Here is a 26,420-nt window from a genome sequence, read left to right as displayed (position 1 = left end):
CAGACCGGCAATTATACGCACAAGTCACTCCGGAGGCCGCGATGCTGGAAACTGCGATCTACGATTGCCCTTACTGTGGCGAGGAAGTCGAAACCACGGTGGACTTGTCCGGCGGCGACCAGCAATACATCGAGGACTGCCAGGTGTGCTGCAGGCCTATTCGCTTCGTGCTGCAGGTCCATGGCGAGGAGTGGATGCTGGATGTCTACCGTGAGGACGACTGATGCGGCGAATCTATGAACCGGAAAGCCTGATGGAGGCCCAGGTACTGGTGGGCATGCTGGCCAGCGAAGGCATCGAGGTGCACCTGGTCGGGCGCGACCTGATGGGCGCCGTGGGCGAGTTGCCGATGCACGGCTTGCTCGGCCTGGCGGTGCCCGACGAGCAGGCCGGGTACGCACGGCAGCTGATCGATGAGTACAATGCCGCCCAGCCGCTTGCCGGTGACGAACCGGAGAGTTATCCCGGAACCCTGATCTGCTAGGTTTTGATTTCGCCCATGTGTGGACGCTACGCCCTGTTTCGCTGGTCCCAGAGCTTCGCCGGCCTGCCGGGCTTCCCCCCGGGCCAGAAGGCCCAATGGAACATTGCGCCCGGCGCCTCGGTACTGATTCAGCGCCAGATCGACGGCCAGCTGCAGCTGGCCAGCGCTCGCTGGGGGCTGACCCCGGCCTGGCTCACCGACCTTTCCCGCACACCGGCACAGGCCCGTGCCGAAACCCTGGCCGAGCAGCCGATGTTCCGCGAGCCCCTGCGCCAGCGCCGTTGCCTGATGCCCGCCAACGGTTTCTACGAGTGGCGCGGCACGGCGCGCAAGCGCCCGTACTGGGTAACGCCGGGGGAGGGCGCGTCGCTGTTCTTCGCCGCGGTGTGGGAGGTCTACCCGGTGCAGGAACAAGAGTGGCTGAGTTGTGCGGTGGTCACGCAAGCGGCGATGAACCAGCGTCGGCCGCTGATTCTGGACGAGGCCGAGCAGGCGCTGTGGCTGGACCCCGACACGTCGATGGCAAAACTGCACGAGCTGCTGGCCAAGCCGCCGACGGCACTGCGTGAGCGGGCGCTGGCGCACTTCGTCAACGACCCGAAGCTCGATGGGCCGGAGTGCCTGACCCCGGCTTGAGCAAACCGCTTTCTGGTAGGAGCGGGCTTGCCCCGCGATAGCGGTGGTGAGGCGAGGATCGTATCGCGGGGCAAGCCCGCTCCCACATCCCCGCCCCTTTTGATACCTACACCCTGAATTGATTGATCAGGCGGCGCTGCTGCTCCGCCAGCTTGGTCAGTTCGGCGCTGGCCTGGCTCGACTCGTCGGCACCGCCGGCCACTTCGCCGGCCACTTGACCGATGTTGATCACGTTGCGGTTGATGTCCTCGGCCACGGCACTCTGTTCCTCGGCGGCACTGGCGATCTGGGTGTTCATGTCGTTGATCACCGACACCGCCTGGGTGATGCTTTCCAGCGCCTCGGCGGCGCGGCTGGCCTGCAGCACGCTGTCGTCGGTCTTGCCCTGGCTGTCTTCCATCACCTTGACCACTTCGCGGGTGCCCTGCTGCAGTTGCTGGATCATCTGCTGGATTTCTTCGGTGGCCTGCTGGGTCTTCTGCGCCAGGTTGCGTACCTCGTCGGCGACCACGGCGAAGCCACGGCCCTGCTCGCCGGCGCGGGCCGCCTCGATGGCGGCGTTGAGCGCCAGCAGGTTGGTCTGCTCGGCAATGGCGCGGATGGCCACGAGGATGGCATTGATGTTTTCGCTGTCGCGGGCCAGGTCCTGGACCACGGTGACTGCGCGACCGATCTCGCTGGCCAGGGCGCTGATGGCGCTGGAGGTGTCGCGCACGATTTCCAGGCCCTGGTTGGCGGCGCGGTCGGCCGCGCTGGCGGCCTGGGCCGCTTGCGTGGCGTTGCGCGCGACATCCTGGGCGGTAGCGGTCATTTCATGCACGGCGGTGGCCACCTGGTCGATCTCGGCCATCTGCTTGTGCACGCCCTGGTTGGTTCGGATGGCGATGTCGGCGGTGTGCTCGGACGAGTCGCTGACCTTCTGCACCGAACCCACTACCTGGCTGATCATGGCCTGCAACTTGGCCAGGAAGGTATTGAAGCCCTTGGCGATGGCACCCAGCTCGTCGGCGCGGTCGCTGTGCAGGCGACGGGTCAGGTCGCCTTCGCCCTGGGCGATGTCGTCGAGCATCGCCACCATCTGCTTGAGCGGGCGGGCGATGCCCAGGGCCAGCAGCCAGATCACCAGCAGGCCAAGGGCGGCGATGCCGAGGCCAACGAGGGTCATGCCGGTGATATCGGTACGACGTTGTTCGGCCAAGTCCTTCTGCAGCTGGTTGACCTCAGCCATCACGGCGCTCAGCGGCAGTTCCAGCAGCAGTGTCCAGCGCGCGTCGGTGTTGGCGACCTTGAATGGCAGGTACAGCTCGATGCGATCCTTGCCGGCGTCCACTTCGTAGTGCAGGGTTTCGCCGCTCAGGCTATTGAGGGTGCCGGCTTCGTCGCTGTCCAGCACATCGCTGGCCTTTTCGCCGAATTTCGCCGGGTCACGGGTATAGGCCACCAGGCGGCCGTTGCTGGAAACCAGCGCCAGCTCGCCGGCGCCGTCGTACAGCTGGCGATCGGCGGCATTGAGCAGGTCCTGGATGAAGTTCACCGACAGGTCGGCACCGGCCATGCCCTGGAACTGGCCATCGACCATGATCGGTTCGACGAACGACGCCAGCATGACCATCTTGTCGCCCACTTTATAAGGCGCGGGGTCGATCACGCAGGCCTTCTTCGACTCCTTGGGGCACAGGTAGTACTCGCTGGCGCGCACGCCGGTGGCGAGCACCGTGCGGTCGTCGACATCGGCCAGCTTGTCCTGGCCAAGGCTGCCGTCGCCATTGCGGAACCACCAGGGCAGGAAGCGGCCGTTGGCGCTGTCGATACCCACCAGGCTGCTGCCGACGTAGCGGGCATCGGCATGGTCGAGGGCGTTCGGCTCCCAGCCAAGGTAAGCGCCGAGCACGCTCGGGTTGACCTCCACGGTGCGCTTGAGCTGGTTGATCAGGTGCTCGCGGTCGACCCGCATCAGCGCTTGGCCGTCGCTTCCCTGCATGCCGAGCATGGCGTTGCCGGTGGCCAGGCTGCGGGCGATCGACAGCGGGGCTTCGAGGCCGCGCTGGATCTCGCTGACCTGGGTGCGCGCCAGGGCGGTGAGGCGCTGTTCGATGACGTTTTCGAACTGTTGCTGGGTGCGCTGTTGCACCAGGGCCTGGGTGCGTTGCCCGGAGTAGACGGCGTACAGCACCAGGGCCGCGACAATGCTCAGCACGATGGCACCGGCCAGGGCGGCCACGGAAAACTGGATCGACTTGAACTTCATGGCAAAGCTCCGCGCGCAAGGAGGTCGTTACCGAGTGTTATCGGCGGGCTAATACCAAAGCATGAGGACCTTGTCAGAAATCTTACCTGCGGCTCTGGCAGGGGCGGGCGTCTGGGCCTAGGATACGCGGCACGTAAAAAGGGAGTGTTTTCATGCGTAAGTCATTCGTTGTCAGCATGCTGACGGTCGGCGTCCTGCTCGGCGGCTGCCAGGCGGTCAATACCACCAGTGGTGGTGCCGTGGGCGTCCAGCGCCAGCAATACATGTTCAGCATGCTTTCGACCGATGAGGTCAACAAGATGTACGCCCAGTCCTATCAGCAGACTCTCGGCGAGGCGTCGAGCAAGGGCGTGCTGGACAAGAGCAGCAATGATGCCAAGCGCGTGCAGGCCATCGCCAAGCGCCTGATCGCCCAGGCGCCACAGTTCCGGCCGGATGCCGCGCAGTGGAACTGGGAAGTCAACGTGATCAAGAGCGACGAGCTCAACGCCAATTGCGGCCCGGGCGGCAAGATCATCGTCTACACCGGGCTGATCGATCAGCTGCAGCTGACCGACGCCGAGATCGCAGCGGTGGTGGGCCATGAAATCGCCCACGCCCTGCGCGAGCACAGCCGTGAAGCGATGTCCAAGGCCTACGGCGTGGAAATGGCCCGCCAGGGTGCCGGCGCGATCTTCGGCCTGGGCCAGGACAGCATGGCCATGGCCGACACCGTGGTGAACTACGCCATGACCCTGCCCAACAGCCGTTCCAACGAGAACGAGGCCGACCTGATCGGCCTCGAACTGTCGGCCCGTGCCGGCTATGACCCGAACGCCGCGATCACCCTGTGGAACAAGATGAGCAAGGCGTCCGAAGGCGCGCCGCCAGAGTTCATGAGCACCCACCCGGCTTCGAGCAGCCGTATCGCCTCGTTGCAGGCGGCGATTCCGAAGGTGATGCCGCTGTATCAGGCGGCCAAGAAGTAATCCTTCGGGAATATGCAAGGCGTGGGAGCGGGCTTGCCCCGCGATGAAGGTGTAAAGCCCAGCATCTTCAGAGCGAAAGCAAGCCCGCATCTACGGTCACCCTATCCAGCCACTGGTCTTCATCGCCGAATACACCGCGACGATGGCCAGCACGATGAATGCGGTCGCCGCCAGGCGACGGATCAGCGTCAGCGGCAGTTTCTCCGCCGCGAAGTTGCCCGCCAGCACCACCGGCACGTTGGCGATCAGCATGCCCAGGGTGGTGCCGATGATCACCATGATCAGGTGCGGATACTGGGCGGCCAGCATCACCGTGGCCACCTGCGTCTTGTCGCCGATTTCGGCGAGGAAGAACGCGATCAGCGTGGTCACGAATGGCCCGAACCGTCGTGCATTGCTGGTTTCCTCATCGTCCATCTTGTCCGGCACCAGGGTCCACAACGCGGTGGCGGTGAAGCTCGCGGCGAGGATCCAGTGCAATACCGACTCGGTGAAGAAGCTGCTGACCCAGGCGCCGACCGCGCCAGCGGCGGCATGGTTGGCCAGCGTCGCGGCGACGATCCCGGCAATGATCGGCCAGGGCTTGCGGAAACGGGCGGCGAGGATGAGCGCGAGCAATTGCGTCTTGTCGCCGATTTCGGCAAGCGCGACGATCGCGGTAGGGACGAGCAATGATTCCAGCATCAGGATTCCTACGGGGGCGGGTCGACACGGCTATGACACGTACGACCTCCCCGCCCCGGGTAAGGTGTGCGTGTCATAGGTCTTGTCAAACCCTGGACCTGTCTGCGCAGATCGTGGGTCGCACGCGCCATGGCCTGTGGGCCAAGTGTGTTGACGCGTACCGGGCGAGCTGGGTGCTCGCGGGAGACTACTCCCCTAGGACGGAGCGGATTCTGCCTAGGCGAATCGCTTTCGGCAAGCCCTGTTTTTATCCATGTGTTGCGCGGTAGATGCGAAAACCTTGTGCTTCGGCACGGATCTCACAGTTGCCCAGGGCACCTTCGATGAGCGGCTGGTAACGAAGGAAGCTGTTGGCTACCAAACGAATTTCACCGCCTTTTCGCAGATGTTCCCTGGATTTTTTCAGCAAATTCTCCGACGCGTGATAGTCGGTGTGTACACCGGTATGGAACGGAGGATTGCTAAGGATGACGTCCAGACCGGTGGGGGCCGCATCGATCCCGTCACCGCTGATCACCTCGCCTTCCAGACCATTGGCGGCCAGGGTCAGGCGACTGGCCGCGACCGCGAAGGCGTCGACATCGAGCAAGGTCACCTGGCTCTGTGGATAGCGACGCTTGATCGTGGCCCCGAGCACCCCGGCACCACAGCCGAAGTCCAGGACATGGCCGTTCGGCAGGCCGTCGAGGTGTTCCAGGAGCAGGGCCGTGCCTTTGTCCAGGCGCCCGTGGCTGAACACGCCGGGCAGGCTGATCACCTGCAGCGGGCCATCTTCGAGTGGCAGTTCGAAGCGTTCGGCCAGGCTTTCCAGAGGCTTGGCCTCGGGCGCGTTGTCCACGGTCACCTGCCATAGCTGGCAGTGGCGGGCGCTGTCGAGCTTGCGTGGCCGGCCGAAGGCCTGCAATTGCTTGGCCGCGCCCTCGACGCCACCGCGTTTCTCCCCCACCAGGTACAGCGTGCGACCGGCAAGGCGCGAGGCCAGGGCGTTGAGCAGGTAGGCCGCCAGCTCGCGTGACTTGGGCAGGAACAGCACAGCGGCGTCGAAGGCTACCTCGGGAACCTCGACACCGTAGTGACTGCGCCCGGCGAAGCGGCTCTCGAGCACGGCCTGGTCGCCGGCATGCCAGGTCCAGCCGTGGGCCCCAGGCAACTGGCCGAGCAGGCCATCGGCCTGGGCGCCTGCGACCAGCAGCGGGCCTTGGAACAGCTCTGCCTGGCGGAGCAACACTTCACTGCGCGGGTCCATGGACGACGCCTCCTGAAAAAGTGGCGCAGTGTACCAGAGGCGGGTCAGCCGACCACGCGCCGCGGCTGCCCGGCGAAGTAGGCCTGGGCGTTCTCGGCCAGCTGGCCGACGATGCGCTGGCGCGACTCCACCGCGCCCCAGGCACTGTGCGGGGTGATGATCAGGCGGGGGATATCCGCCGCCAGCAGCGGGTTGCCGTTGACCGGCGGTTCGACACTCAGCACATCGCTGGCTGCGCCGCCCAGGTGGCCGCCGCGCAGGGCGTCGGCCAGGGCCTGTTCGTCGATCAGCCCGCCGCGGGCGGTGTTGACCACCAGCGCGCCGGGCTTGAGCAGCGCCAACTCGCGGGCACCGATCATGTGCCGGGTCTGCTCGTTGAGCGGGCAGTGCAGGGTCAGGGCATCGACCTGTGGCAGCAATTCGTGCAGTGGCAGGCGATCGGCCCGGGGTGGCCGGCCGGGGATCTGCCCGCTCAGCACGCGCATGCCGAAGGCCTCGGCCAGGCGCGCCACCGCGCCGCCCAGTTCGCCATGGCCGAGCAGGCCGAGGGTCTTGCCTTCCAGTTCGACGATGGGGAAATCCAGCAGGCAGAACTGGCTGGCCTTGGCCCATTGCCCGGCCTTCACCGCCTGGTCGTAGTCGCACAGGCGCGTGGCCAGGGCCAGCAGCAGGGCCAGGGTGTGCTGGGCCACCGACGGCGTGCCGTAGCCCTGGCAGTTGCTCACGGTGATGCCCTGGGCACGGGCGGCGGCCAGGTCGACATTGTTGGTGCCGGTGGCGGCCACCAGGATCAGCTTGAGTTGCGGGTTGGCGGCCAGTGTGGCGGCATCGAGCATCACTTTGTTGCTGATGACGGCCACGGCACCTTGCAGGCGTTCGGCGACCTGCTCCGGGCGGGTCGTGGCATGCAGTTGCAACGTGTCGAACTGGGCATGCAAGGGTGAAAGGTCGAGGTCACCCAGGTCCAGTGACTGGTGATCGAGAAACACGGCGCGACGTGGGCTGGACATCAGGGGCTCCGGTGGCAGGGCAGGATGGGCTCGGCGCAGTGTCCGGCCCGGCGCCGCCGCTCGTCAACGGTAGCGCCTGCGCTCATACCCGCACGGCACAAATCATTCCTTCGGCTGATTTGACCGCTGCGTCACCGAACTACAGTTGTTGCCTGAACTGTCCTGCCCGCTTTGAAGAAAAGGGATACCCATGTTGCAGACGCGCATCATCAAGCCCGCCGAGGGCGCCTACCAGTACCCACTGCTGATCAAGCGCCTGCTGATGTCCGGCAGCCGCTACGAAAAGACCCGCGAGATCGTCTACCGCGACCAGATCCGCCTCACTTACCCGCAGTTGAACGAACGTATCGCCCGCCTGGCCAACGTGCTGACCGAGGCCGGGGTGAAGGCCGGCGACACCGTGGCGGTGATGGACTGGGACAGCCACCGCTACCTGGAATGCATGTTCGCCATCCCGATGATCGGCGCCGTGGTGCACACCATCAACGTGCGCCTGTCGCCGGAGCAGATCCTCTACACCATGAACCACGCCGAAGACCGCTTCGTGCTGGTCAACAGTGATTTCATCGGCCTCTACCAGGCCATCGCCGGGCAGCTGACCACGGTGCAAGGTACCGTGTTGCTGACCGACGGGCCGGACAAGTCTGCCGACCTGCCGGGCCTGCAAGGCGAGTACGAGCAGCTTCTGGCGGCGGCGAGCCCGCATTATGACTTCCCCGATTTCGATGAAAACTCGGTGGCCACCACCTTCTACACCACCGGCACCACGGGCAACCCCAAGGGCGTCTACTTCACCCATCGCCAGCTGGTGTTGCATACCTTGGCCGAAACCTCGGTCCTCGGCAGCCTGGACAGCGTGAGGCTGCTGAGCAGCAACGATGTCTACATGCCGATCACGCCGATGTTCCATGTGCATGCCTGGGGCATCCCCTACGCGGCGACCATGATGGGCATCAAGCAGGTCTACCCCGGGCGTTATGAGCCGGACATGCTGATCAGGCTGTGGCGTGAGGAGAAGGTGACCTTCTCCCACTGCGTGCCGACCATCCTGCAGATGCTGCTCAACTGCCCGTCGGCAGCCGGCCAGGATTTCGGTGGCTGGAAGATCATCATCGGCGGCAGCGCGCTCAACCGCGCCCTGTACCAGGCCGCACTGGCCCGTGGTATCCAGCTCACCGCCGCCTACGGCATGTCCGAAACCTGCCCGCTGATCAGCGCCGCGCACCTGAATGACGAGTTGCAGGCCGGAAGCGAGGATGAGCGTACCAGCTACCGGATCAAGGCTGGCGTGCCGGTGCCCCTGGTCGAAGCCGCCATCGTCGATGGCAATGGCAATTTCCTGCCCGCCGATGGCGAAACCCAGGGCGAGCTGGTGCTGCGCGCACCCTGGCTGACCATGGGCTACTTCCGCGAGCCGGAGAAGGGCGAGGAACTCTGGCAGGGCGGCTGGCTGCACACTGGTGACGTCGCCACGCTCGATGGCATGGGCTTCATCGATATTCGCGACCGTATCAAGGACGTGATCAAGACCGGTGGCGAATGGATCTCGTCGCTCGACCTGGAAGACCTGGTCAGTCGCCACCCGGCGGTGCGCGAGGTCGCGGTGGTCGGGGTGCCCGATCCGCAGTGGGGCGAGCGCCCGTTCGCGTTGCTGGTGGTGCGCGAGGGGCAGAGTATCGATGCACGTGCGCTCAAGGAGCACCTCAAGCCTTTCGTCGAGCAGGGGCACATCAACAAGTGGGCGATTCCCAGCCAGATCGCCCTTGTTACTGAAATTCCCAAGACCAGCGTCGGCAAGCTCGACAAGAAGCGCATCCGCGTGGATATCAGCCAGTGGCAGGCCAGTAACAGCGCATTCCTTTCCACCCTGTAACCCAGGCGCGGGTCGTGCTCCTTTCAGCGCGACCCCGCAGACTAGACAGTATGCCGCCTTGTCAAACAGCAGAATTGAGCCATGCTTGAGCACTGCCAGCGCGCAGGCCGGCCGATCGGGGTGGGCCGCAAGCAGGACGCGCAAATCACACTTTAGAGGGATCAAGCACCTGTGACCGCTGGCTATAGTCGGGTCAGGGGATTTTCAGGAATGGGGGAGGGCGCCGCACGGCAACGCGCGGCGTCACGGGCAGGAGCCTGCTTCACCAGGCGCTCGAGCCGTTTCTGAAAGGACTCACTGCCATAACAAAAAAGTACATGGAGTAGCGTCGATGACATCTGCAAACCCGTTCTGGCGCCGGGCGAAACTGCCCCTGGCCGTCAGCCTCGCTTCCACGCTCGCAAGTCCTGCTTTCGCGGTCAGCTTCAACATCGGTGAAATCGAAGGCCAGTTCGACTCGTCGCTCTCCGTTGGCGCCAGCTGGTCGACGGCCAACCCCAACAAGAACCTCATCGGGGCCAACAACGGCGGCAGGGGGCTGTCGCAGACCTCCGACGATGGCCACCTGAACTTCAAGAAAGGCGAGACCTTCTCGAAGATCTTCAAGGGCATCCACGACCTGGAGCTCAAGTACGGCGACACGGGCGTGTTCGTCCGCGGCAAGTACTGGTACGACTTCGAGCTCAAGGATGAAAACCGCCAGTTCAAGGACATCAGCGATTCGAACCGCAAGGAGGGCGCCAAGTCCTCGGGCGCGGAACTGCTCGACGCCTTCGTCTACCACAACTACAGCATCGGCGACCTGCCAGGCAACGTACGCTTGGGCAAGCAGGTGGTGAGCTGGGGTGAGAGTACCTTCATCGGCGGCGGTATCAACGCCATCAACCCCATCGATGTCTCGGCGTTCCGTCGCCCTGGCGCGGAGATCAAGGAAGGCCTGATCCCCGTCAACATGTTCTATTTGTCGCAGAGCGTGACCGACAACCTCACCGCCGAGGGCTTCTACCAGATCGAGTGGGACCAGACCGTCGTCGACAACTGCGGTACCTTCTTCTCCCAGCCTGACGTGATTGCCGATGGTTGCAACAACAACCTGGCGGTGCTGGCCAAGCAGTCGGCCGTGGCGGGGCGGCTCGGCCCGATCTCGGCTCCGACCATGCGGGCACTGGCCGCGCAAGGCGTGAGCTGGGGTTCGCCTGACGAAGGTGTGATAGTACGTCGAGGCCCCGATCGTGATGCCCGCGACGGTGGTCAGTTCGGCCTCGCTCTGCGCTACATGTACGAGCCGCTGAACACCGAGTTCGGTGGTTACTTCATGAACTATCACAGCCGTGCGCCGATCTTCAGTGGCCGCGGCGCGAATGCCCGCTTCTACAACCCGAACAACCTGGCAGCTGCGCTGGTCGGCGCAGGTGTCCCGGGGGGCGCGATCAGTCCGGCCTTGCTCCAGCAGCTCATGCCACTGTATGTAGCGGGTAACTCCAGCTACTACGTCGAATACCCCGAGGACATCCGCCTCTACGGCCTGAGCTTCTCCACCACCTTGCCCACCGGCACGGCCTGGAGCGGTGAGATCAGCTACCGGCCGAATGCGCCGGTACAATTGAACACCACCGACATCCTGTATTCGGGGCTGACTCCGCTGGATCCCAACGCCTCGGTCCTGCGCGGCACGCCGGATGCCGACCAGCCAGGCTATCGCCGCAAGGAAATCACCCAGCTGCAAACCACGTTCACCCACTTCTTCGACCAAGTCATGGGCGCCGAGCGTCTGACCATGGTCGGCGAGGTAGGCTGGACCCACGTCGGTGGCCTGGAAAGCACCTCCAAGGCCCGCTATGGCCGCGACCCGGTCTACGGCCCAGGCCCGCTGCCCAACGGCCGCTGCCAGAGCCTCAACGCCACGACGCTGGCGGGTGTCGAGCAGAACAACCTGTCGCGCTACTGCGAAAACGACGGTTTCACTACCTCCGACTCCTGGGGTTATCGCGTTCGCGCCATCTGGGACTACAACAACGTCTTCGCCGGTGTGAACCTGCGCCCGAGCGTGGCCTGGTCCCACGACGTCGACGGCTACTCCCCGGGCCCTGGCGGCAACTTCGAGGAAGGTCGCAAGGCGGTCAGCCTGGGTCTGGACGCCGAGTACCAGAACACCTACACGGCGAGCCTGTCGTACACCAACTTCTTCGATGGCAAGTACACCACCGTGGATGACCGCGACTTCGTCGCGCTCAGCTTCGGCGTGAACTTCTAAGAACATTGATCCAGGACGACAAAGAATGAAAATGACCACACGTCTGCTGCAAGCCGGTGTACTGGGCATGTCCCTGCTGGCAACCAGCGTCATGGCTGCGGTTTCCGCTGATGAGGCCGCCAAGCTGGGCGCGTCGCTCACCCCGATGGGCGCCGAGAAGGCCGGTAACGCCGATGGTTCCATCGGCCCGTGGGAGCCGCTGTCCAAGAGCGCCGGCAGTGCCGACGCCAAGGGCTTCCTCTCCGACCCTTACGCCAGCGAAAAACCGCTGTTCACCATCACCGCGCAGAACGTCGACCAGTACAAGGACAAGCTTTCGCCTGGCCAGGTGGCGATGTTCAAGCGTTACCCGGATAGCTACAAGATTCCGGTGTACAAGACCCACCGCGGCTCCACGGTGCCGGACGATGTCTTCGCCGCCATCAAGGAAAACGCCACCAAGACCACCCTGGTCGGAGGTGGCAACGGCCTGGAGAACTTCAAGACCGCCGTGCCGTTCCCGATTCCCAAGGATGGCGTGGAGGTGATCTGGAACCACATCACCCGCTACCGTGGCGGCAGCGTGACCCGCCTGGTGACCCAGGCCACCCCGCAGCAGAACGGCTCCTACAGCCTGGTGTACTTCCAGGACCAGTTCGTCTTCCGCGACAAGATGAAGGACTACGATCCGGCCAACCCCGGCAACATCCTGTTCTACTTCAAGCAGGAAGTGACCGCTCCGGCCCGTCTGGCCGGGACCGTGCTGCTCGTCCACGAAACCCTCGACCAGGTCAAGGAACCGCGCAAGGCCTGGATCTACAACGCCGGCCAGCGCCGTGTGCGCCAGGCGCCGCAAGTGTCGTACGACGGTCCGGGTACCGCCGCCGACGGCCTGCGCACCTCTGACAACCTGGACATGTACAACGGTGCGCCAGACCGCTACGACTGGAAGCTCGAAGGCAAGAAGGAGATGTACATCGCCTCCAACGCCTACAAGCTGGACGATCCGAAACTCAAGTACAGCGACATCATCAAGGCCGGGCATATCAACCAGGACCTGTCGCGCTACGAGCTGCGTCGCGTCTGGCACGTGGTCGCCACGCTCAAGCCGGGCCAGCGTCATATCTATGCCAAGCGTGACTTCTATATCGACGAGGACACCTGGCAGGCCGCGGTGATCGACCAGTATGACGGTCGCAACCAGTTGTGGCGTGTTTCCGAGGCTCACGCCCAGCCGTACTACAACGTGCAGGTGCCGTGGTACACCCTGGAAGCCATCTACGACCTGCAGTCGGGTCGCTACCTGGCGCTGGGCATGAAGAACGAAGAGAAAAGTGCCTACAACTTCGGCTTCAGCGCCAGCAAGGCTGAGTTCCAGCCGGCAGCACTGCGTCAGTCAGGTGTCCGTTGAACCGTTGAACGCAAACTCCGTTTGATCTCCCAGAACGCCCCGGCTTGCCGGGGCGTTTCTGTTCCAGAGGTGTCCGCCGATCAGCATTGTTTCTTTTTGTTGTAGTCTTTTTCGCTCGATGCGTTTCCATCATCTTCAAATGCGCCGCGTTTGCCGCTAGTCTCGCAACCATCCGTACTGCCGCATTACTCCAATCAGAACGAGCCGGCCATGACAGATTTGTCCCGTACGCATGGAGTCGCCAGCCAGGCCCTGGGCCTGCTGGACGGGCGTTTCTTCCGTCCACCCCTGCCGGAGGCTCACGTCCCCCGGGCGCGCTTGTGCCAGCGCTTGCAAGGCGGGCTGGGCGGGCGTCTGCTGTTGGTGAACGCCCCGGCCGGGTTCGGCAAGAGTTCGCTCGCCATCGAGTTCTGCCAGGAGTTGCCCGGCCATTGGCGCAGCCTCTGGCTAGGGTTGAGCCAGCGCGATGCCGACCCGGGCCGCTTTCTCGAGCGCCTGCTCGAAGGGCTGCAGCAGTTCTGCCCGGCGCTCGGCGGGCAGGCCATGGGCTTGTTGAAGATGCGCCAGCGTCATCAGCCCTTCGCCTTCGAGGAATGGCTCGATGGGCTGCTCGATGAGCTCGCGCTCTATCTGCAGCCGGACACCCCCCTGCTGCTGGTCCTGGATGACTACCATCTGGCCCAGGGCCCGGTGCTCGATCGATGCCTGCAGTTCTTCCTCAATCACCTGCCTGCCGGGCTGGTCCTGCTGGTCACCAGCCGTCAGCGTCCCGACTGGCATTTGGCACGCCTGCGCCTGTCGCGCCAGCTGGTCGAGCTCAACGAGCAGGACTTGCGCCTGACTGCCGATGAAGCGTTGGCGGTGATTGGTCGTCAGCCCACCGGCCTGCGCGGCCAGGCCCTGGACAACCTGATCCAGCGCAGCGACGGCTGGGTGGCCGGGCTGCGCTTCTGGCAGCTGGCGGCCAGCGAATCCGGCGATGACAACGCCTTGCCCCAGGCACTGCATGGCGGCGAGGGACTGATTCGCGACTACCTGCTCGAGGAAGTGATCGAAATCCTGCCAGCGCCCGTGCAGGCGTTTCTCTACGACACCGCCTGTCAGGAGCGTTTCTGCGCCGAACTGTGCGATGCCTTGCGCGAGCGGCACGACAGTGCCGAGATCCTGCGCTACCTGCAGGCCCACCAGGTGTTCCTGGTGCCGCTGGATGAGCATGGGCTGTGGTTCCGCTATCACCATCTGTTTTCCGATCTGTTGCGCAGCCGGCAGGCCAGTGGCCCCCAGGCGGGGTTGCACTTGCGTGCCTGCCGCTGGTTCGAGGGGCAGGGCCTGCTGGATGAGGCGGTGGAGCAGGCCCTGCGGGCCGGCCACCTGGATGTGGCGGCGGACCTGGTGCAAAGCCTGTCGGAGGAGCAACTGCTCGCCGAGCAGAATGTGGGCATGCTGCTGCGCTGGAAAATGGATTTGCCCGACAGCCTGCTGATCAGTACGCCCAGGTTGATTGTCCTGTACAGCTGGGCCCTGGGGCTTGCCTGCCAGTTGGACGCCGCCGAGGAGCTGGCGGCCTACCTGAGCCGTTTCCTGCCCGCGCCTTCGGCCACGGCGCAAAAATCGATGCTCGCCCAGTGGCTGGCCTTGAGCGGGGTCATCGCCCGCGGCCGTGGTGATCGCGAGCGAACCCTCGCCTATTGTGGCGAGGCGCTGCAGAGCTTGCCGAGCAAACGTTATGGGCAGCGCCTGGTGTGCCTGTCGACCTTGTCGAACCTGGCCATCGCCGATGGCGATTTCTGGCGCGCGCGGGGCTGGAACCGAGAGGCGCTCGAGCTGGCGCAACGGGTCGGCAACCCGCTGTTCGAGGCACTGGCCCATTACGACCGGGCGCGGGTGCTGCACGCTCGAGGCGAGATACTGCGGGCACTGGATGAAGTGCGCCAGGGGCTGCAACGGCTGCAGGGCCTGTCGGGCCAACGCCTGTATGCGGTACGCGCCCGCCTCACCTTGTACGAGGGGTATCTGTTGGCTACCCGCCTGCACTGTGCCCCGGGCCGTGCGCGTTTGCGCGCCGGGCTCAGCGAGGCGCGGAGCTGTCGCGATATCAGTGTCCTGATCGGGCACTGCGTGATCGCTTCGCTCGATGGGCGCGAAGGGCGGTTCGCCGAGGCATTCTCCGAGCTGGCCGAGGCCGAGCGGCTGATGCATATCTGGGATGTGCCGCCGATCTTCTACCTGGCCATGATTACCCTGGTGAAATGCGAGCTCTGGTTGGCCCAGGGCCGTACGGACCTGGCGGAGTCGTGGCTGTTGCGCCTGGGGCAGACCTACGGTGGCGAGCAGCCTGCCGCCGCGCCGGAGTTCCACCCCTTGTTGCCGCTGCATATCGAGTTGCAGCAAGCATTGCTGGAGCGGGTGCTGGCCCGTGTCGACGATGCCGAAGCGAGGCTGCACAGGCTGATCGAGCGCGGGCAGGCCAGCGCTGGCATGACGCTGATGGTCAGCGCGCAATGCCAGTTGATCGCGTTGCTGTTGGCCCAGGGGCGTGAACCCGAGGCGGCCAAGCTGCTTGCGCAGGCACTGGAGGCCGCGCAGGGAGGTGCCTTGCAGGCATTCCAGCGCTTGATCGAGGAGCAGCCGCAATGGCTGCGTGAGCAGTTGGCCGGCCGTGCCGCCTGCCCCGTGCAGCGCGATCTGCTGACGTACCTACCGCAGACCCTCGTCGCCAGCACCTGCACCACCGAGGCCCTGAGCAGCCGCGAGTTCGCTGTGCTCGAACTTATTGCCCAGGGTTGTTCGAACCAGCAGATCAGCGAGCGGCTGTTCATTTCCCTGCATACGGTCAAGACCCACGCCAGTCATATCAACAGCAAGCTGGGCGTGGAGCGGCGTACCCAGGCGGTGGCCAGGGCCAAGTCCCTCGGGTTGCTCGTCTAGTGGTTTACAGCAGGGGCGGCCGTTAAGATAGCGGCACAAGGCTATCGCCGTTCCGGGCTCATCTTTCCCGATCCGCTGCCGATACACTTTTCGGCGATACGCATCGCCGTGCGCCACTTCCCCACTTCTTCCAATACAGGTCGTGTTGATGCTGCAGTACGGGCAAAAAAGCTTTCTGATCGTCGACGACTTTACCGACTTCCGCACCTCGACCCGCTCGATGCTTCGCGAGCTGGGCGTACGTGACGTGGACACCGCCGACAGTGGCGAACAGGCGCTGCGCATGTGCGGGCAGAAACGCTACGACTTCATCCTCCAGGATTTCCACCTGGGCGATGGCAAGAAGAATGGCCAGCAGGTGCTCGAGGACCTGATTCTCGACAAGCTCATCAGCCATGAATGCGTGTTCATCATGGTCACCGCCGAGAGCAGCCAGGCCATCGTGCTCAGCGCCATCGAGCACGAACCCGACGCCTACCTGACCAAGCCCTTCAACCGCGTGGGCCTGGCCCAGCGTCTGGAGAAGCTGACCCAGCGCAAGACCTTGCTCAAGCCCATCCTCCAGGCCCTGGACCGCAGCCGCCCGGCCGAGGTGCTCGCCGCCTGCGCCGAGCTGTGCAAGAAAGACCCGCGGTTCGCCCCGTTGTGCCTGCGCTATCGCGCCGATGCCTTGCGCGACCTCAATCGTTTCGACGAGCTGGAGAAGTTCCTCAAGAACATCCTGGCCAGCCGCCCGCAACCATGGGCCTACGCGGCGCTCGGCAGCCTGTTGCACAAGCGCGGCCAGAACGCCCAGGCCCAGGGCGTCTACGAGCAGGCCCTCAAGGCCTTCCCGATCATGCCCAACCTGTACGATGGCATGGCCGACGTGCTGGTGGCCCAGGGCGAAACCAAGCGCGCCCAGCACATGCTCGAAGAGGCTGTGCGCCTGTCGCCGCTCGCTGTGCGCCGCCAGGCTGCGCTGGGCAAGCTGGCGCTGGACAACGCCGACTTCGAAAGCGCGTCCAAGGCCTATCGCCATGCGGTCAACCAAGGGCAGAGCTCGCGCTACAAGGACGCCGAAAGCAATCTCGGCCTGGTCCAGGCGCTGATGAGCAAGAACATCGGCAACGGTCTCGATGCGCGCACCCGGGTGGAAATCAACACCGTGCTCAGCGAGGTGGCCAAGGAAAACGTCGAGGACCAGGGCCTGCAGGTGCGCGCCCGCCTGATGAAGGCTGCCAGCCTGCAGCAGGCCGGTGACCCGGACACCGCCGCCAAGCTCACCGAGCAGGCGATGCTTCGCCTGGATAAGATGGATCAGTTCTTCTCCGTCGAGGCGGCGCTGACGGTGGCCAAGCAATTGCAGCAACTTGGTCAGGACGCGGCGGGCACCTCTATCCTCAAGGGCTGCGTGGAAACCTACGGGGACGATCCCAAGGTCATGCAGAGCGTCGCCAAACTCACCGACGACCCGCTGGTGCTGGGGGCGGTGACCGAAGCCGTGGACCTCAACCGCCAGGGCGTGCGCAGCTACCAGGGTGGCCAGCTCAACGAGGCGCTGGGCATGTTCCGCAAGGCGCTGTCGCTGCAGCCGAAGAACATCAGTATCGCCCTGAACACCGCCCAGGCGCTGCTGCGCATCGGCGGCGAGACGCCACCGCCGGCGTTGATGCAGGAGTGCCGCGACTGCCTTACCAGCGTGGCCGGCATTCCCGCCAGCGACAGCCGCTATGACCGTTACCGCAAACTGCACATCCGGGTCTTTGGCGCATGAACCAGGACAACCAGGGGCTGGATTTTTCCACGGTGATCGCCTCCACCGTGCACGACCTGAAGAACTCCCTCTCGGCGCTGACCCACGCCCACAGCCAATGGCTGGCGCGCCTCCCCGAAGAGCTGCGCGGCGGTACCGAGCAGGGCGTGGTGGAACACGAACTCAGCCACCTGAACGGCATGCTGGTGCAGTTGCTGGGGCTGTACAAGCTGGGCGTCAACCAGTTGCCCATCTGCCCGGACTACCACGAGCTGGACGACTTCATCGAGGCCCAGCTGGCGGCCCAGGAAGATGTGATCAAGCATCGCGACATCCTCGCCACCTGGCGCATCGAGACCGAAAGCCCGTTGGGCTTCTTCGACCGTGAACTGGTCGCCTCGGTGGTGGCCAACGTCCTTACCAACGCCATCCGCTATGCCGGCCACGCCTTGTTGATCAGCATCGAGGAAGAGGGCGAGCAGCTGGTGATCAGCGTCAACGACGACGGCGCCGGTTATCCACAGCGCATGCTCGAACGCCAGCATGACTACGTGCAGGGCATCGATTCGCAGAGTGGCAGTACCGGATTGGGGCTGTATTTCGCGGCGCGGATTGCCGCGTTGCACGAGCGCAATGGCGTGCGCGGGCGGATCGAGATCGCCAATGGCGGGACGCTGGGGGGCGGGTTGTTCCGGTTGTATCTGCCTTGATTTGGTGAGAGGCAAGCTGGACCATGGTCATATTCGCTCCCTCTATCGACTGTACCGAGTTCCAGAACGATGAACCCATTGCCCGTTAGCCTCATCCGCGAAACCTTCCCCGTCGGCCCCTTGCAGTGCAACTGCACCTTGATCGGTGACCCGGTCAGCAAGCACGCCATCGTCGTCGACCCGGGCGGGGACGAGCAGAAGATCCTCGCCCGCCTGCAGCATCATGGCCTGACCCTGGTGAGCATCATCCACACTCACGCGCACTTCGACCATTTCCTCGCCTCGGGCAGGCTCAAGGAGCTGACCGGCGCCACGCTGCACCTGCACAAGGCCGACCAGCCGCTGTGGGAAAACCTGGAAATGCAGTGCCAGATGTTCGGCGTGCCCTATACGCCGGTACCGTCGCCGGACCGCTGGCTGAGCGACGACGAGGCGCTGGCCTGCGGCTGCGGCGTGGCGTTGCACACCCCCGGGCACACGCCGGGCTCGATGAGTTTCTGGTTCGCCGAGCACAAGTTGCTGATCGCCGGCGATACCTTGTTCCGCCGTGGTGTCGGGCGCACCGATTTGTGGGGAGGCGATCAGCGGGCTATCGTTCGTTCCATCAAGGAACGGCTGTACCGCCTGGATGAGGACGCCATCGTGGTGACCGGCCATGGCCCGGACACCCGCCTCGGCGACGAGATGCGCGAGAACCCCTTCGTGCGCGCCTGAGGTTTCATGGAATTTTTCCGCTGCGCTGCAATCCAAGGCTGGCATAGATCCGTAGTCGATCCGCTGCACTTTCGAATTTCAGTAGGAGCTTGTCCATGTTCACCATGCGTCGTCTGATTATCGTCGCTACCGCCGCCGCGCTGATGTCTGGTTGTGCCAGCCCCAACCCGTATGACAGCCAGGGCCAGGCGCAGGGCTCCACAGGGATGAGCAAGACCGCCAAATATGGTGGCCTGGGCGCGCTGGCCGGCGCCATCGCCGGTGCCGCCATCGACCACAACAACCGTGGCAAGGGGGCGTTGATCGGCGCCGCCGCGGTCGGTGCCGCCGCTGCCGGTTACGGCTACTACGCCGACAAGCAGGAAGCCGAGCTGCGGGCGCAGATGGCCAATACCGGCGTCGAGGTGCAGCGCCAGGGTGACCAGATCAAACTGATCATGCCGGGCAACATCACCTTCGCCACCGATTCGGCGAACATTGCCCCAAGCTTCTACTCGCCGCTGAACAACCTGGCCAACTCGTTCAAGCAGTTCAACCAGAACACCATCGAAGTGGTGGGCTTCACCGACAGCACCGGCAGCCGCCAGCACAACATGGACCTGTCGCAGCGCCGCGCCCAGTCGGTCAGCACCTACCTGACCTCCCAGGGCGTGGATTCGTCGCGGGTCAGCGTGCGTGGCATGGGCCCGGACCAGCCGATCGCCAGCAACGCCGACGCCAACGGCCGTGCGCAGAACCGTCGCGTCGAGGTCAACCTGAAGCCGATCCCTGGCCAGCAGTATGACCAGCAAGGGACCGTGCAGCAGTACCCGTAAGCGCCGGGTTGAAGATGCCGGGGCTGCACGCCAGCCCTGGCAATTGCGCTAGATCGCCGGGCACTGGTTGGTCACGCAGTGAATCCCGCCCCCTCCCGCCGCAATGGCGTCGATGTCCAACTGCACCACCTTGCGCCCCGGGTACAGCTTCACCAGCAACGCCCGCGCCTGCTCATCGGCACTGCGGTCGCCGAACTGCGGGGCGATCACCGCTCCGTTGATCACGAAGTAATTGATGTACCCCGCCGCGAAATCCGGATTGTCCTCGTTGAACTTGCTGCGCCTTGGTTTCAAGGGCGGCGACATCGTATGCACCTGTAGCTTGCGCCCGTCGGCATCGGTGGCGTTGCGCAGGATCTCGAGGTGCTTGAGTGTCACCTCGTGGTCGTAGGAGTCCGGATCGTTGTCCAGGTTCGCCACCACCACGCCGGGCGCGGCAAAGCGGGCATAGAAGTCCACGTGGGCATCAGTGATGTCCTTGCCCTTGATGCCCGGCAGCCAGATGATCTTGCGCAGCCCCAGCCGCTCCTTCAGTTCCGCCTCGACCTGGGCCTTGCTCCAGCTGGGGTTGCGGTTGCTGTTGATCCAGCTGCTCTCGGTCATGATCCCGGTGCCATGACCGTCCACTTCGATACCGCCGCCTTCGCCCACCAGCTCGCTCTGCTGGTACTGGGCGCCAGCCAACTTTGCAACGCGGGCCGCGAGCTTGGCGTCATGGCGGTGTTGCTGCTTGCCGCCCCAGCCATTGAAGTTGAAGTCCACGGCGCCCAGCACGCCGTCGTCGTCGACCACGAAGTTGGCGCCAATGTCGCGCATCCAGATGTCGTCCAGCTCGGTCTCGACGTAGGTGATGTTGTGGCTGCCGCATTCCTCCTCGGCAATGTCGCGTTCGCTGGCGCGGCAGAATACTGTCACCGGCTGGTAGGCAGCGATGGCGCGGGCGATGCGCCCGAGGGCGGCCTGGACGTCTTCGGTGAAGTCTTCCCAGATGGCGTCCTGGGCGCCGAAGGCGATGTAGGCGCGTTGGTGCGGCTCACCCTCGTCGGGCATGAACCAGCGGCCTGCTTCGCTGGCGCGAGCGCTGCCGCTGCCGCTGGCGAAGGGCAGGCCGAAGCCGGCGGCGGCACCGAGGCCGGCGACGACGCTCATGTGTTGGAGGAAAGTGCGGCGAGTGGGCATGGGGTCAGTCCTGTGCGGTCTTGAAACGGGTCCAGACACGCATGCGCGCGCGCATGTCGGCCTGGGGGATGTCCTTGCCCGGGATCAAGCGGGTGAAGGTGGCATCGCTGAGGTAGATGTCCGGGTTGTCACGCAGGCGCGCGTCCACCTGCGACCGGGCCTTGGCACTGGCAGTGGGGTAGCCGGTGAAGTTGCTGATCGCGGCCATGTTCTCCGGGCGCATGACGAAGTTGATGAAACGATAGGCGTACTCCGGGTGCTTGGCATCGGCGGGGATGGCCACGGTGTCCATCCACACCGTGGTGCCTTCGCGAGGCACGCGGTACTGGAAGTCGATGGCCTTGCCCGCGGCTTCGGCGGTGCGCTGGGCCTGGATCACGTCGCCGCTGTAGCCCAGCGACAGGCAGGTGTTGCCATTGACCAGCTCGGTGACCGGTTGCGACTGCAGCTTGCGCACGTACGGGCGGATGCCCTTGAGCAGCTCGCTGGCGGCGGCCAGGTCTTCCCGTTTGGCGCTGCGCGGTTCGCGGCCCAGGTAGTGAAGCACCACGGCCAGCACTTCGTCGGGCGAGTCGATCATCGAGATGCCGCAGTCGGCGAACTTGGCCGCCAGCTCCGGCTTAAACAGCAGGTCGAGGCTGTCCAGCGGGGCGTCGGGCATGCGCTCGCGGATCTTCTTCGCGTCCATGGTCAGGCCGATGGTGCCCCAGGTGTAGGGCACGGTGGCCTGGCTGGCCTTGGGGTAGCGGTCGTGCAACTGGCGCAGGCCGGGCTCGATATCGTCGAGCGCGGTCAGCTGCTTGCGATCCAGTGTCCGCAGGCTGCCGGCGCGCATCAGCCGTTCGGCCACGGTGTCGCCAGGGAAGACCAGGTCGTAGCCGCTGCGCCCGGACATCAGCTTGGCCTCGAGCACCTCGCTGCCGTCCATGACGTCGTAGATTACCGGGATGCCGGTTTCGGCGGTAAAGCGCTTGAGGGTGTCCTCGGCAAAATAGTCGGTCCAGTTGTACAGGCGCAGGGCGTCCTGTTCGGCCTGGGCAACACCGGCGCAGGCCAGCAGGGCGGCGATGGCGAGCAGTTTCGATGGACGGCTTGGCATGGTTCAGGCCCTCGCGGTCTGTGGGGTACGGCCGTCAAGGGTCAGCAGCGGCGCATACATGCCGGGGCGGCGGTCGCGGTAGATGCCCCAGCTCAGGCGGTCTTCGCGCATACGCGCCAGGTCCAGGTCGTGCAGCCAGACGCCGCTGCTGTCACGGTCGGCCTCTTGCAGCATCGCGCCCTTGTGGTCGCAGATGAACGATGAGCCGTAGAAGCGCATGCTCAGGCTGTCGTCGCTGCGCGCCACTTCATGGCCGACGCGGTTGGCGGCCACCACTGGCAGCAGGTTGGCGGCGGCATGGCCACGCATGGCCATCTGCCAATGGTCGCGTGAATCCAGTTCGGCGGCGCCAGGCTCCGAGCCGATGGCAGTGGGGAACAGCAGCACTTCGGCGCCCATCAGCGCCAGGCAGCGGGCGGTCTCGGGGAACCACTGGTCCCAGCAGATGCCGATGCCCAGGCGACCGAAGGCGGTGTCCCAGACCTTGAAGCCGGTGTCGCCGGGGCTGAAGTATTCCTTTTCCTGGTAGCCGATGGCGTTGGGGATGTGGGTCTTGCGATACACACCCAGCAGGCGCCCGTCGGCATCGGCCACGGTCAGCGAGTTGAAGAAGGCGTTGCCGGCCCGTTCATACCAGCTGAGCGGCAAGACCACGCCCAGTTCCTTGGCCAGCGCGGCGAAGCGCTTGAGCAGCGGGCTGTCGTGGTAGTCCTGGGCCAGGGCCTGGTGGCTGTGGCACTGCTCGATGCAGAAGTACGGGGTGGCGAACAGCTCCTGCAACAGGATCACCTGGGCACCCTTGGCAGCGGCCTGGCGCACCAGTTGTTCGGCGTGGTCGAGGTTGGCGGGCAGGTCCCAGCTGCAGGCCATCTGCGTGGTGGCGATGCGCAGCGTGCTCATGGGCGCGCTCCTTGCCAGGCCGGCTGCTGTTGGGTGATGCAATGGATGCCGCCACCGCCGTGGGCGATATGGTCGATGCGCACCGGTACCACTTCGCGACCGGGGAAGGCCAGGGCCAGTTGCTGCGCGGCGGCCTGGTCGGCGTCGATGCCATAGGCCGGCATGATTACTGCGCCGTTGGCCAGGTAGAAGTTGGTGTACGAGGCGCAGAACACTTCGGCTTCGGTGTCCACGGCCGCGGTGGCCTCGAACAGGTCGAGCAGTTCGAACGAACGGCCCTGGGCGTCCGTGGCCAGTTCCAGCGCGCGGCGGTTTTCGCGGGCCACTTCGGCATACACCGAGCCCTGGTCGTGGGTGGCGTCCACCAGCAGCACGCCGGGGCGGGCGAAGGCGCACACGCCATCGACATGGCCGTCGGTCATGTCGCCGGTGACGTACTGCGGGTCGCCCGGCAGCCAGATGGTCTTGCGGATGCCCAGCAGGCGGGCGAAGCAATCCTCGAAGTCAGCCTTGCTCAGGCCCGGGTTGCGGTTGGGGTTGAGCAGCACCGATTCGGTGGTGATCAGGGTGCCTTCACCGTCGACATGGATGGCGCCGCCTTCGTTGCACAGCGGAGTGCTCAGGCCTTCCAGGCCAAGGTGATCGAGGATGCGCCGGGCCAGGCTGCGGTCCTTGCCGTGCTCGGACTTGCCGCCCCAGGCGTTGAAGCGCCAGCTCAGGCCCGCCACGCCGTGTTGCGGGTGGGTCAGGAAGGTCGGGCCGCTGTCGCGGCACCAGCTGTCGTCCACGGCCAGCTCGACCAGCTCGATACCGGCGCCGCACAGCTCGCGGGCGATGGCCATGGCCGACGGATCGACCACCATCTTCACCGGCTCGAAGCGGGCGATGGCGGCGGCCACTCGGGCGTAGTCGCGCTGCACGTCGGCCAGGGTCACGCCCCAGCCCGACTCCCACAGCGGTTGGTTGTGCGGCCAGATCATCCAGGTGGCGGCGTGGCGGGCCCATTCGGCGGGCATGCGCCAGCCGCTGTCGCGGGACAGGGTCATAGTGAACTCCGATCTATTAGGGATTGTTATCAACGAAGCCCGCCGTCGCGGGTGTTGTCGTCCATGTTATGACTGGGAATCCGGAGCGACAAACGATAGATTTAGCGTATTTCTGATCAGTCAGGCTTATCAGCATGCTCAAGCATTGGCCCCCGCTCAACGCCCTGCGCGGCTTCGAAGCCGCTGCCCGGCTGGGCAGCTTCCACAAGGCCGCCGAGGCCCTGAACCTCACCCAGTCGGCAATCAGCCAGCAGATCCGCAGCCTGGAGGGCTACCTGGAACAGCCGCTGTTCCACCGCAGTGGCCGCAGCGTCAGCCTGACCGACGCCGGGCACGATCTGCTCAGCACCACTCAGGCCTTGTTGCAGCAACTGGCGGTGGGCATCCGCCGCCTGGAGCAGTACCGCAAGCCCAACCAACTGGTGGTCAACACCACCCCGGCGTTCGCCCGGCACTGGTTGCTGCCGCGCCTGGCGGACTTCCACCAACGCTGCCCGGAAGTGGACCTGTGGCTGTTCACCAGCTTCGAGGTGCCGGACATGGCCAGCGAGACCATCGACCTGGCGATCCGCGACGATATCGGGCCGCAGGCTGAATGCAGCTTCACTGTGCTACACCAAGACACGCTGTATCCGGCCTGTCACCCGACGTTGCCCGAGACCGGGCGCACGACCTTGCACGGTGAGCGCGAGATGGACTGGAGTCACTGGCAGCTGGAGGGCGGCGAGGAGGTGGGGCAGCAGGGCAAGGGGCTGAATTTCTCTGACCTGGGGTTGCTGCTGGAGGCGGCGGGCGAGGGGCTGGGGATTGCCTTGGTCAGCCAGTTGCTGGCGCAGCGGATGGTCGATGAGGGGCGCTTGCGGCCCTTGTCTGAGCAGCGTGTGCGCGGACCCGTGTGGAGCTGCCTGGTACATTGGGAAAGCCAGGAGGATCCGTTGGCGCGGCAGTTCCTGGGGTGGTTGAAGGCGGCGCTGGCGCAGGCATAGCGTTTGTCAGAGCCGCTGCGATTTTTCATTGCTCCGATCACCCCGTAATATGTGTCGGATGACTTGCGAGGGTAGTCTCACCCTCTAGATCAAACGGCAGCACCCCGAATCCGGGCGCTGCCCCAGCCTAAACCTGACGAGGTACAGACATTGGCCATCATTCATCCCAAGGTTCGCGGTTTCATCTGCACCACGACTCACCCCAAGGGCTGCGAGCTCAACGTCCGTGACCAGATCGAAGCCACCCGCAAGCTGGGCGTGCGCGAGGATGGTCCGAAGAAAGTCCTGGTGATCGGTGCCTCCAGCGGCTACGGTCTGGCCGCCCGCATCACTGCGGCGTTCGGCTTCAAGGCCGACACCCTGGGCGTGTTCTTCGAAAAACCGGGCACCGAGACCAAGGCCGGCACCGCTGGCTGGTACAACGCCGCCGCCTTCGACAAGTTCGCCAAGGCCGAAGGCCTGTACAGCAAGTCGATCAACGGTGACGCCTTCTCCGACGAAGCCCGCGCCAAGGTCATCGAGCTGATCAAGAACGAAATGGGCGGCCAGGTCGACCTGGTCATCTACTCCCTGGCCTCGCCGGTGCGCAAGCTGCCGCAGACCGGTGAAGTGATCCGCTCGGCCCTGAAGCCGATCGGCCAGCCGTACAAGTCGACCGCCATCGACACCAACAAGGACACCATCATCGAGGCCAGCATCGAGCCGGCCACCGAGCAGGAAATCGCCGATACCGTCACCGTGATGGGGGGCCAGGACTGGGAACTGTGGATCGACGCCCTGAATGCCGCCGGTGTTCTGGCGCCACAGGCCCGTACCGTGGCCTTCAGCTACATCGGCTCCGATATCACCTGGCCGATCTATTGGGACGGCGCGCTGGGCAAGGCCAAGCAGGACCTGGACGAAACCGCCCAGCGCCTGGCCGGCAAAGTGGGTGGCAGTGCCAACGTGGCCGTGCTCAAGTCCGTGGTTACCCAGGCCAGCTCGGCCATCCCGGTGATGCCGCTGTACCTGTCGATGGTGTTCAAGATCATGCAGGAGAAGGGTATCCACGAAGGTACCCAGCACCAGCTGGATCGCATGTTCCGTGACCGCATGTACCGTGCGGACGGTGAGCCGGCTGCCCTGGACGACGAAGGCCGTCTGCGTCTGGACGACTGGGAGCTGCGTGATGACGTGCAGAACGCCTGCCGTGAGATGTGGCCTAAAGTGACCACCGAGAACCTGTTCGAGCTGACCGACTACGCCGGTTACAAGAAGCAGTTCCTCAACCTGTTCGGCTTCGAGCGCGCTGACGTCAACTACGACGAAGACGTGGCCACCGACGTACGGTTCGACTGCGTCGAGCTGTAAGCAAGTCCTTGACCGCGCAGCCGTTCATGACGGCTGCGCGGTTCCCGCCGACGACTTGTTAATATTCTGAAACAAATCCCTCGCTGGCCCTTTGCCATGGCCACCCTCCGCCTGATCTATACCCCAGCTATTGGCCTGGCAATTTCGCTGGCGCCGAGGAGGGAG

General features: G+C 64.8%; 22 protein-coding genes, 1 pseudogene and 1 riboswitch. Of the genes and pseudogenes, 14 read left to right on the top strand and 9 right to left on the bottom strand.

The features are described from left to right. The first annotated feature begins 41 nt into the window (after positions 1 to 41). Genes CCOS191_RS22885 through CCOS191_RS22875 form a run of 3 tightly spaced genes read left to right on the top strand, consistent with a single transcriptional unit; the run spans position 42 to position 1,120 of the window. Complete coding sequence (locus CCOS191_RS22885; protein ID WP_046857120.1) at positions 42 to 224, top strand: CPXCG motif-containing cysteine-rich protein; 183 nt, start codon at positions 42 to 44, stop codon at positions 222 to 224. Next, positions 224 to 484: a putative signal transducing protein gene (locus CCOS191_RS22880; protein ID WP_046857119.1), complete on the top strand. Its 261-nt coding sequence runs from the start codon at positions 224 to 226 to the stop codon at positions 482 to 484. The genes CCOS191_RS22885 and CCOS191_RS22880 overlap by 1 nt, the downstream gene beginning before the upstream one ends. Before the next feature lie 15 nt (positions 485 to 499). Beyond that, the gene (locus CCOS191_RS22875) at positions 500 to 1,120 is read left to right on the top strand and encodes an SOS response-associated peptidase (protein WP_046857118.1); all 621 of its coding nucleotides are present in this window, start codon (positions 500 to 502) and stop codon (positions 1,118 to 1,120) included. A 106-nt stretch (positions 1,121 to 1,226) separates the two neighbouring features. Here CCOS191_RS22875 and CCOS191_RS28840 read toward each other — a convergent pair whose 3' ends face one another. Both CCOS191_RS28840 and CCOS191_RS28835 read right to left on the bottom strand, forming a co-directional pair. After that, the gene (locus CCOS191_RS28840; RefSeq protein ID WP_371041509.1) at positions 1,227 to 1,970 is read right to left on the bottom strand and encodes a methyl-accepting chemotaxis protein; all 744 of its coding nucleotides are present in this window, start codon (positions 1,968 to 1,970) and stop codon (positions 1,227 to 1,229) included. A 111-nt stretch (positions 1,971 to 2,081) separates the two neighbouring features. Next, positions 2,082 to 2,285: pseudogene (locus tag CCOS191_RS28835) on the bottom strand (HAMP domain-containing protein); the annotation flags it as partial. Positions 2,286 to 3,520: 1,235 nt separating this feature from the next. Here CCOS191_RS28835 and CCOS191_RS22865 point away from each other — a divergent pair. After that, complete coding sequence (locus tag CCOS191_RS22865) at positions 3,521 to 4,336, top strand: M48 family metallopeptidase (protein WP_046857116.1); 816 nt, start codon at positions 3,521 to 3,523, stop codon at positions 4,334 to 4,336. A gap of 96 nt (positions 4,337 to 4,432) precedes the next feature. On the opposite strand, the gene CCOS191_RS22860 is transcribed toward CCOS191_RS22865, so the two are convergent. The 3 genes from CCOS191_RS22860 to CCOS191_RS22850 all read right to left on the bottom strand — a co-directional run bounded on the left by CCOS191_RS22860 (position 4,433) and on the right by CCOS191_RS22850 (position 7,276). Next, positions 4,433 to 5,017 carry a TMEM165/GDT1 family protein gene (locus tag CCOS191_RS22860; RefSeq protein WP_172670939.1) on the bottom strand — a complete coding sequence of 195 codons (585 nt, stop codon included), beginning with the start codon at positions 5,015 to 5,017 and terminating at the stop codon, positions 4,433 to 4,435. A 90-nt stretch (positions 5,018 to 5,107) separates the two neighbouring features. Next, positions 5,108 to 5,229, bottom strand: a riboswitch (yybP-ykoY riboswitch). A 38-nt stretch (positions 5,230 to 5,267) separates the two neighbouring features. Beyond that, a complete protein-coding gene (locus tag CCOS191_RS22855) occupies positions 5,268 to 6,266 on the bottom strand; it encodes a class I SAM-dependent methyltransferase (RefSeq protein ID WP_046857114.1) in 999 nt (332 codons plus the stop codon). Positions 6,267 to 6,310: 44 nt separating this feature from the next. Continuing rightward, complete coding sequence (locus CCOS191_RS22850) at positions 6,311 to 7,276, bottom strand: 2-hydroxyacid dehydrogenase (RefSeq protein WP_046857113.1); 966 nt, start codon at positions 7,274 to 7,276, stop codon at positions 6,311 to 6,313. A 190-nt stretch (positions 7,277 to 7,466) separates the two neighbouring features. On the opposite strand from CCOS191_RS22850, the gene CCOS191_RS22845 reads away from it, so the two are divergent. The 8 genes from CCOS191_RS22845 (at position 7,467) to CCOS191_RS22810 (ending at position 19,695) form a co-directional block, all read left to right on the top strand. Beyond that, a complete protein-coding gene (locus tag CCOS191_RS22845) occupies positions 7,467 to 9,149 on the top strand; it encodes a fatty acid--CoA ligase (protein ID WP_046857112.1) in 1,683 nt (560 codons plus the stop codon). A gap of 331 nt (positions 9,150 to 9,480) precedes the next feature. After that, the gene (locus CCOS191_RS22840) at positions 9,481 to 11,403 is read left to right on the top strand and encodes a DUF1302 domain-containing protein (RefSeq protein ID WP_046857111.1); all 1,923 of its coding nucleotides are present in this window, start codon (positions 9,481 to 9,483) and stop codon (positions 11,401 to 11,403) included. A 25-nt stretch (positions 11,404 to 11,428) separates the two neighbouring features. Beyond that, a complete protein-coding gene (locus tag CCOS191_RS22835) occupies positions 11,429 to 12,793 on the top strand; it encodes a DUF1329 domain-containing protein (RefSeq protein WP_046857110.1) in 1,365 nt (454 codons plus the stop codon). A 210-nt stretch (positions 12,794 to 13,003) separates the two neighbouring features. Next, the gene (locus CCOS191_RS22830; RefSeq protein WP_046857109.1) at positions 13,004 to 15,721 is read left to right on the top strand and encodes a LuxR C-terminal-related transcriptional regulator; all 2,718 of its coding nucleotides are present in this window, start codon (positions 13,004 to 13,006) and stop codon (positions 15,719 to 15,721) included. A 148-nt stretch (positions 15,722 to 15,869) separates the two neighbouring features. Then, complete coding sequence (locus tag CCOS191_RS22825; RefSeq protein WP_046857108.1) at positions 15,870 to 17,477, top strand: tetratricopeptide repeat-containing response regulator; 1,608 nt, start codon at positions 15,870 to 15,872, stop codon at positions 17,475 to 17,477. After that, positions 17,474 to 18,166 carry a sensor histidine kinase gene (locus tag CCOS191_RS22820; protein WP_023631285.1) on the top strand — a complete coding sequence of 231 codons (693 nt, stop codon included), beginning with the start codon at positions 17,474 to 17,476 and terminating at the stop codon, positions 18,164 to 18,166. The genes CCOS191_RS22825 and CCOS191_RS22820 overlap by 4 nt, the downstream gene beginning before the upstream one ends. Positions 18,167 to 18,235: 69 nt before the next feature. Continuing rightward, a complete protein-coding gene (locus CCOS191_RS22815) occupies positions 18,236 to 18,880 on the top strand; it encodes an MBL fold metallo-hydrolase (protein WP_046857107.1) in 645 nt (214 codons plus the stop codon). A gap of 95 nt (positions 18,881 to 18,975) precedes the next feature. Beyond that, a complete protein-coding gene (locus CCOS191_RS22810) occupies positions 18,976 to 19,695 on the top strand; it encodes an OmpA family protein (protein ID WP_046857106.1) in 720 nt (239 codons plus the stop codon). 48 nt (positions 19,696 to 19,743) lie between these two features. Here the strand turns inward: CCOS191_RS22810 and CCOS191_RS22805 are convergent, their stop codons facing one another. From CCOS191_RS22805 to CCOS191_RS22790, 4 genes are read right to left on the bottom strand one after another with little or no spacing between them, the layout of a single operon-like run. Next, complete coding sequence (locus CCOS191_RS22805; RefSeq protein WP_046857105.1) at positions 19,744 to 20,874, bottom strand: agmatine deiminase family protein; 1,131 nt, start codon at positions 20,872 to 20,874, stop codon at positions 19,744 to 19,746. Between the two features lie 4 nt (positions 20,875 to 20,878). After that, positions 20,879 to 21,973 carry an extracellular solute-binding protein gene (locus tag CCOS191_RS22800; RefSeq protein ID WP_046857104.1) on the bottom strand — a complete coding sequence of 365 codons (1,095 nt, stop codon included), beginning with the start codon at positions 21,971 to 21,973 and terminating at the stop codon, positions 20,879 to 20,881. A gap of 3 nt (positions 21,974 to 21,976) precedes the next feature. Then, positions 21,977 to 22,873, bottom strand: a complete 897-nt coding sequence (gene aguB, locus CCOS191_RS22795) for an N-carbamoylputrescine amidase (RefSeq protein ID WP_046857103.1) — start codon at positions 22,871 to 22,873, stop codon at positions 21,977 to 21,979. Then, positions 22,870 to 23,919, bottom strand: coding sequence for an agmatine deiminase family protein (locus CCOS191_RS22790; RefSeq protein WP_046857102.1), 1,050 nt, complete (start codon positions 23,917 to 23,919; stop codon positions 22,870 to 22,872). The genes aguB and CCOS191_RS22790 overlap by 4 nt, the downstream gene beginning before the upstream one ends. 134 nt (positions 23,920 to 24,053) lie before the next feature. Here CCOS191_RS22790 and CCOS191_RS22785 point away from each other — a divergent pair, with 134 nt between their 5' ends. After that, on the top strand, positions 24,054 to 24,905 hold the full coding sequence (locus CCOS191_RS22785; protein WP_046857101.1) for a LysR substrate-binding domain-containing protein: 852 nt from the start codon (positions 24,054 to 24,056) through the stop codon (positions 24,903 to 24,905). Positions 24,906 to 25,055: 150 nt separating this feature from the next. Continuing rightward, positions 25,056 to 26,255 carry an enoyl-ACP reductase FabV gene (fabV, locus tag CCOS191_RS22780; protein WP_046857100.1) on the top strand — a complete coding sequence of 400 codons (1,200 nt, stop codon included), beginning with the start codon at positions 25,056 to 25,058 and terminating at the stop codon, positions 26,253 to 26,255. Positions 26,256 to 26,420: the final 165 nt, after the last annotated feature.

This window comes from Pseudomonas sp. CCOS 191, from assembly GCF_001007005.1.
Lineage (GTDB): Bacteria > Pseudomonadota > Gammaproteobacteria > Pseudomonadales > Pseudomonadaceae > Aquipseudomonas > Aquipseudomonas soli.
Note: the sequence above shows the minus strand (reverse complement) of the source record. Positions and strands in the feature narration are given on the sequence as shown.

Coding starts and splice junctions, on each gene's coding strand:
- CCOS191_RS22885 (WP_046857120.1), top strand. CDS start 42: ATGCTGGAAACTGCGATCTACGATTGCCCTTACTGTGGCGAGGAAGTC.
- CCOS191_RS22880 (WP_046857119.1), top strand. CDS start 224: ATGCGGCGAATCTATGAACCGGAAAGCCTGATGGAGGCCCAGGTACTG.
- CCOS191_RS22875 (WP_046857118.1), top strand. CDS start 500: ATGTGTGGACGCTACGCCCTGTTTCGCTGGTCCCAGAGCTTCGCCGGC.
- CCOS191_RS28840 (WP_371041509.1), bottom strand. CDS start 1,970: ATGGCCGAGATCGACCAGGTGGCCACCGCCGTGCATGAAATGACCGCT.
- CCOS191_RS22865 (WP_046857116.1), top strand. CDS start 3,521: ATGCGTAAGTCATTCGTTGTCAGCATGCTGACGGTCGGCGTCCTGCTC.
- CCOS191_RS22855 (WP_046857114.1), bottom strand. CDS start 6,266: ATGGACCCGCGCAGTGAAGTGTTGCTCCGCCAGGCAGAGCTGTTCCAA.
- CCOS191_RS22850 (WP_046857113.1), bottom strand. CDS start 7,276: ATGTCCAGCCCACGTCGCGCCGTGTTTCTCGATCACCAGTCACTGGAC.
- CCOS191_RS22845 (WP_046857112.1), top strand. CDS start 7,467: ATGTTGCAGACGCGCATCATCAAGCCCGCCGAGGGCGCCTACCAGTAC.
- CCOS191_RS22840 (WP_046857111.1), top strand. CDS start 9,481: ATGACATCTGCAAACCCGTTCTGGCGCCGGGCGAAACTGCCCCTGGCC.
- CCOS191_RS22835 (WP_046857110.1), top strand. CDS start 11,429: ATGAAAATGACCACACGTCTGCTGCAAGCCGGTGTACTGGGCATGTCC.
- CCOS191_RS22830 (WP_046857109.1), top strand. CDS start 13,004: ATGACAGATTTGTCCCGTACGCATGGAGTCGCCAGCCAGGCCCTGGGC.
- CCOS191_RS22825 (WP_046857108.1), top strand. CDS start 15,870: ATGCTGCAGTACGGGCAAAAAAGCTTTCTGATCGTCGACGACTTTACC.
- CCOS191_RS22820 (WP_023631285.1), top strand. CDS start 17,474: ATGAACCAGGACAACCAGGGGCTGGATTTTTCCACGGTGATCGCCTCC.
- CCOS191_RS22815 (WP_046857107.1), top strand. CDS start 18,236: ATGAACCCATTGCCCGTTAGCCTCATCCGCGAAACCTTCCCCGTCGGC.
- CCOS191_RS22810 (WP_046857106.1), top strand. CDS start 18,976: ATGTTCACCATGCGTCGTCTGATTATCGTCGCTACCGCCGCCGCGCTG.
- CCOS191_RS22805 (WP_046857105.1), bottom strand. CDS start 20,874: ATGCCCACTCGCCGCACTTTCCTCCAACACATGAGCGTCGTCGCCGGC.
- CCOS191_RS22800 (WP_046857104.1), bottom strand. CDS start 21,973: ATGCCAAGCCGTCCATCGAAACTGCTCGCCATCGCCGCCCTGCTGGCC.
- aguB (WP_046857103.1), bottom strand. CDS start 22,873: ATGAGCACGCTGCGCATCGCCACCACGCAGATGGCCTGCAGCTGGGAC.
- CCOS191_RS22790 (WP_046857102.1), bottom strand. CDS start 23,919: ATGACCCTGTCCCGCGACAGCGGCTGGCGCATGCCCGCCGAATGGGCC.
- CCOS191_RS22785 (WP_046857101.1), top strand. CDS start 24,054: ATGCTCAAGCATTGGCCCCCGCTCAACGCCCTGCGCGGCTTCGAAGCC.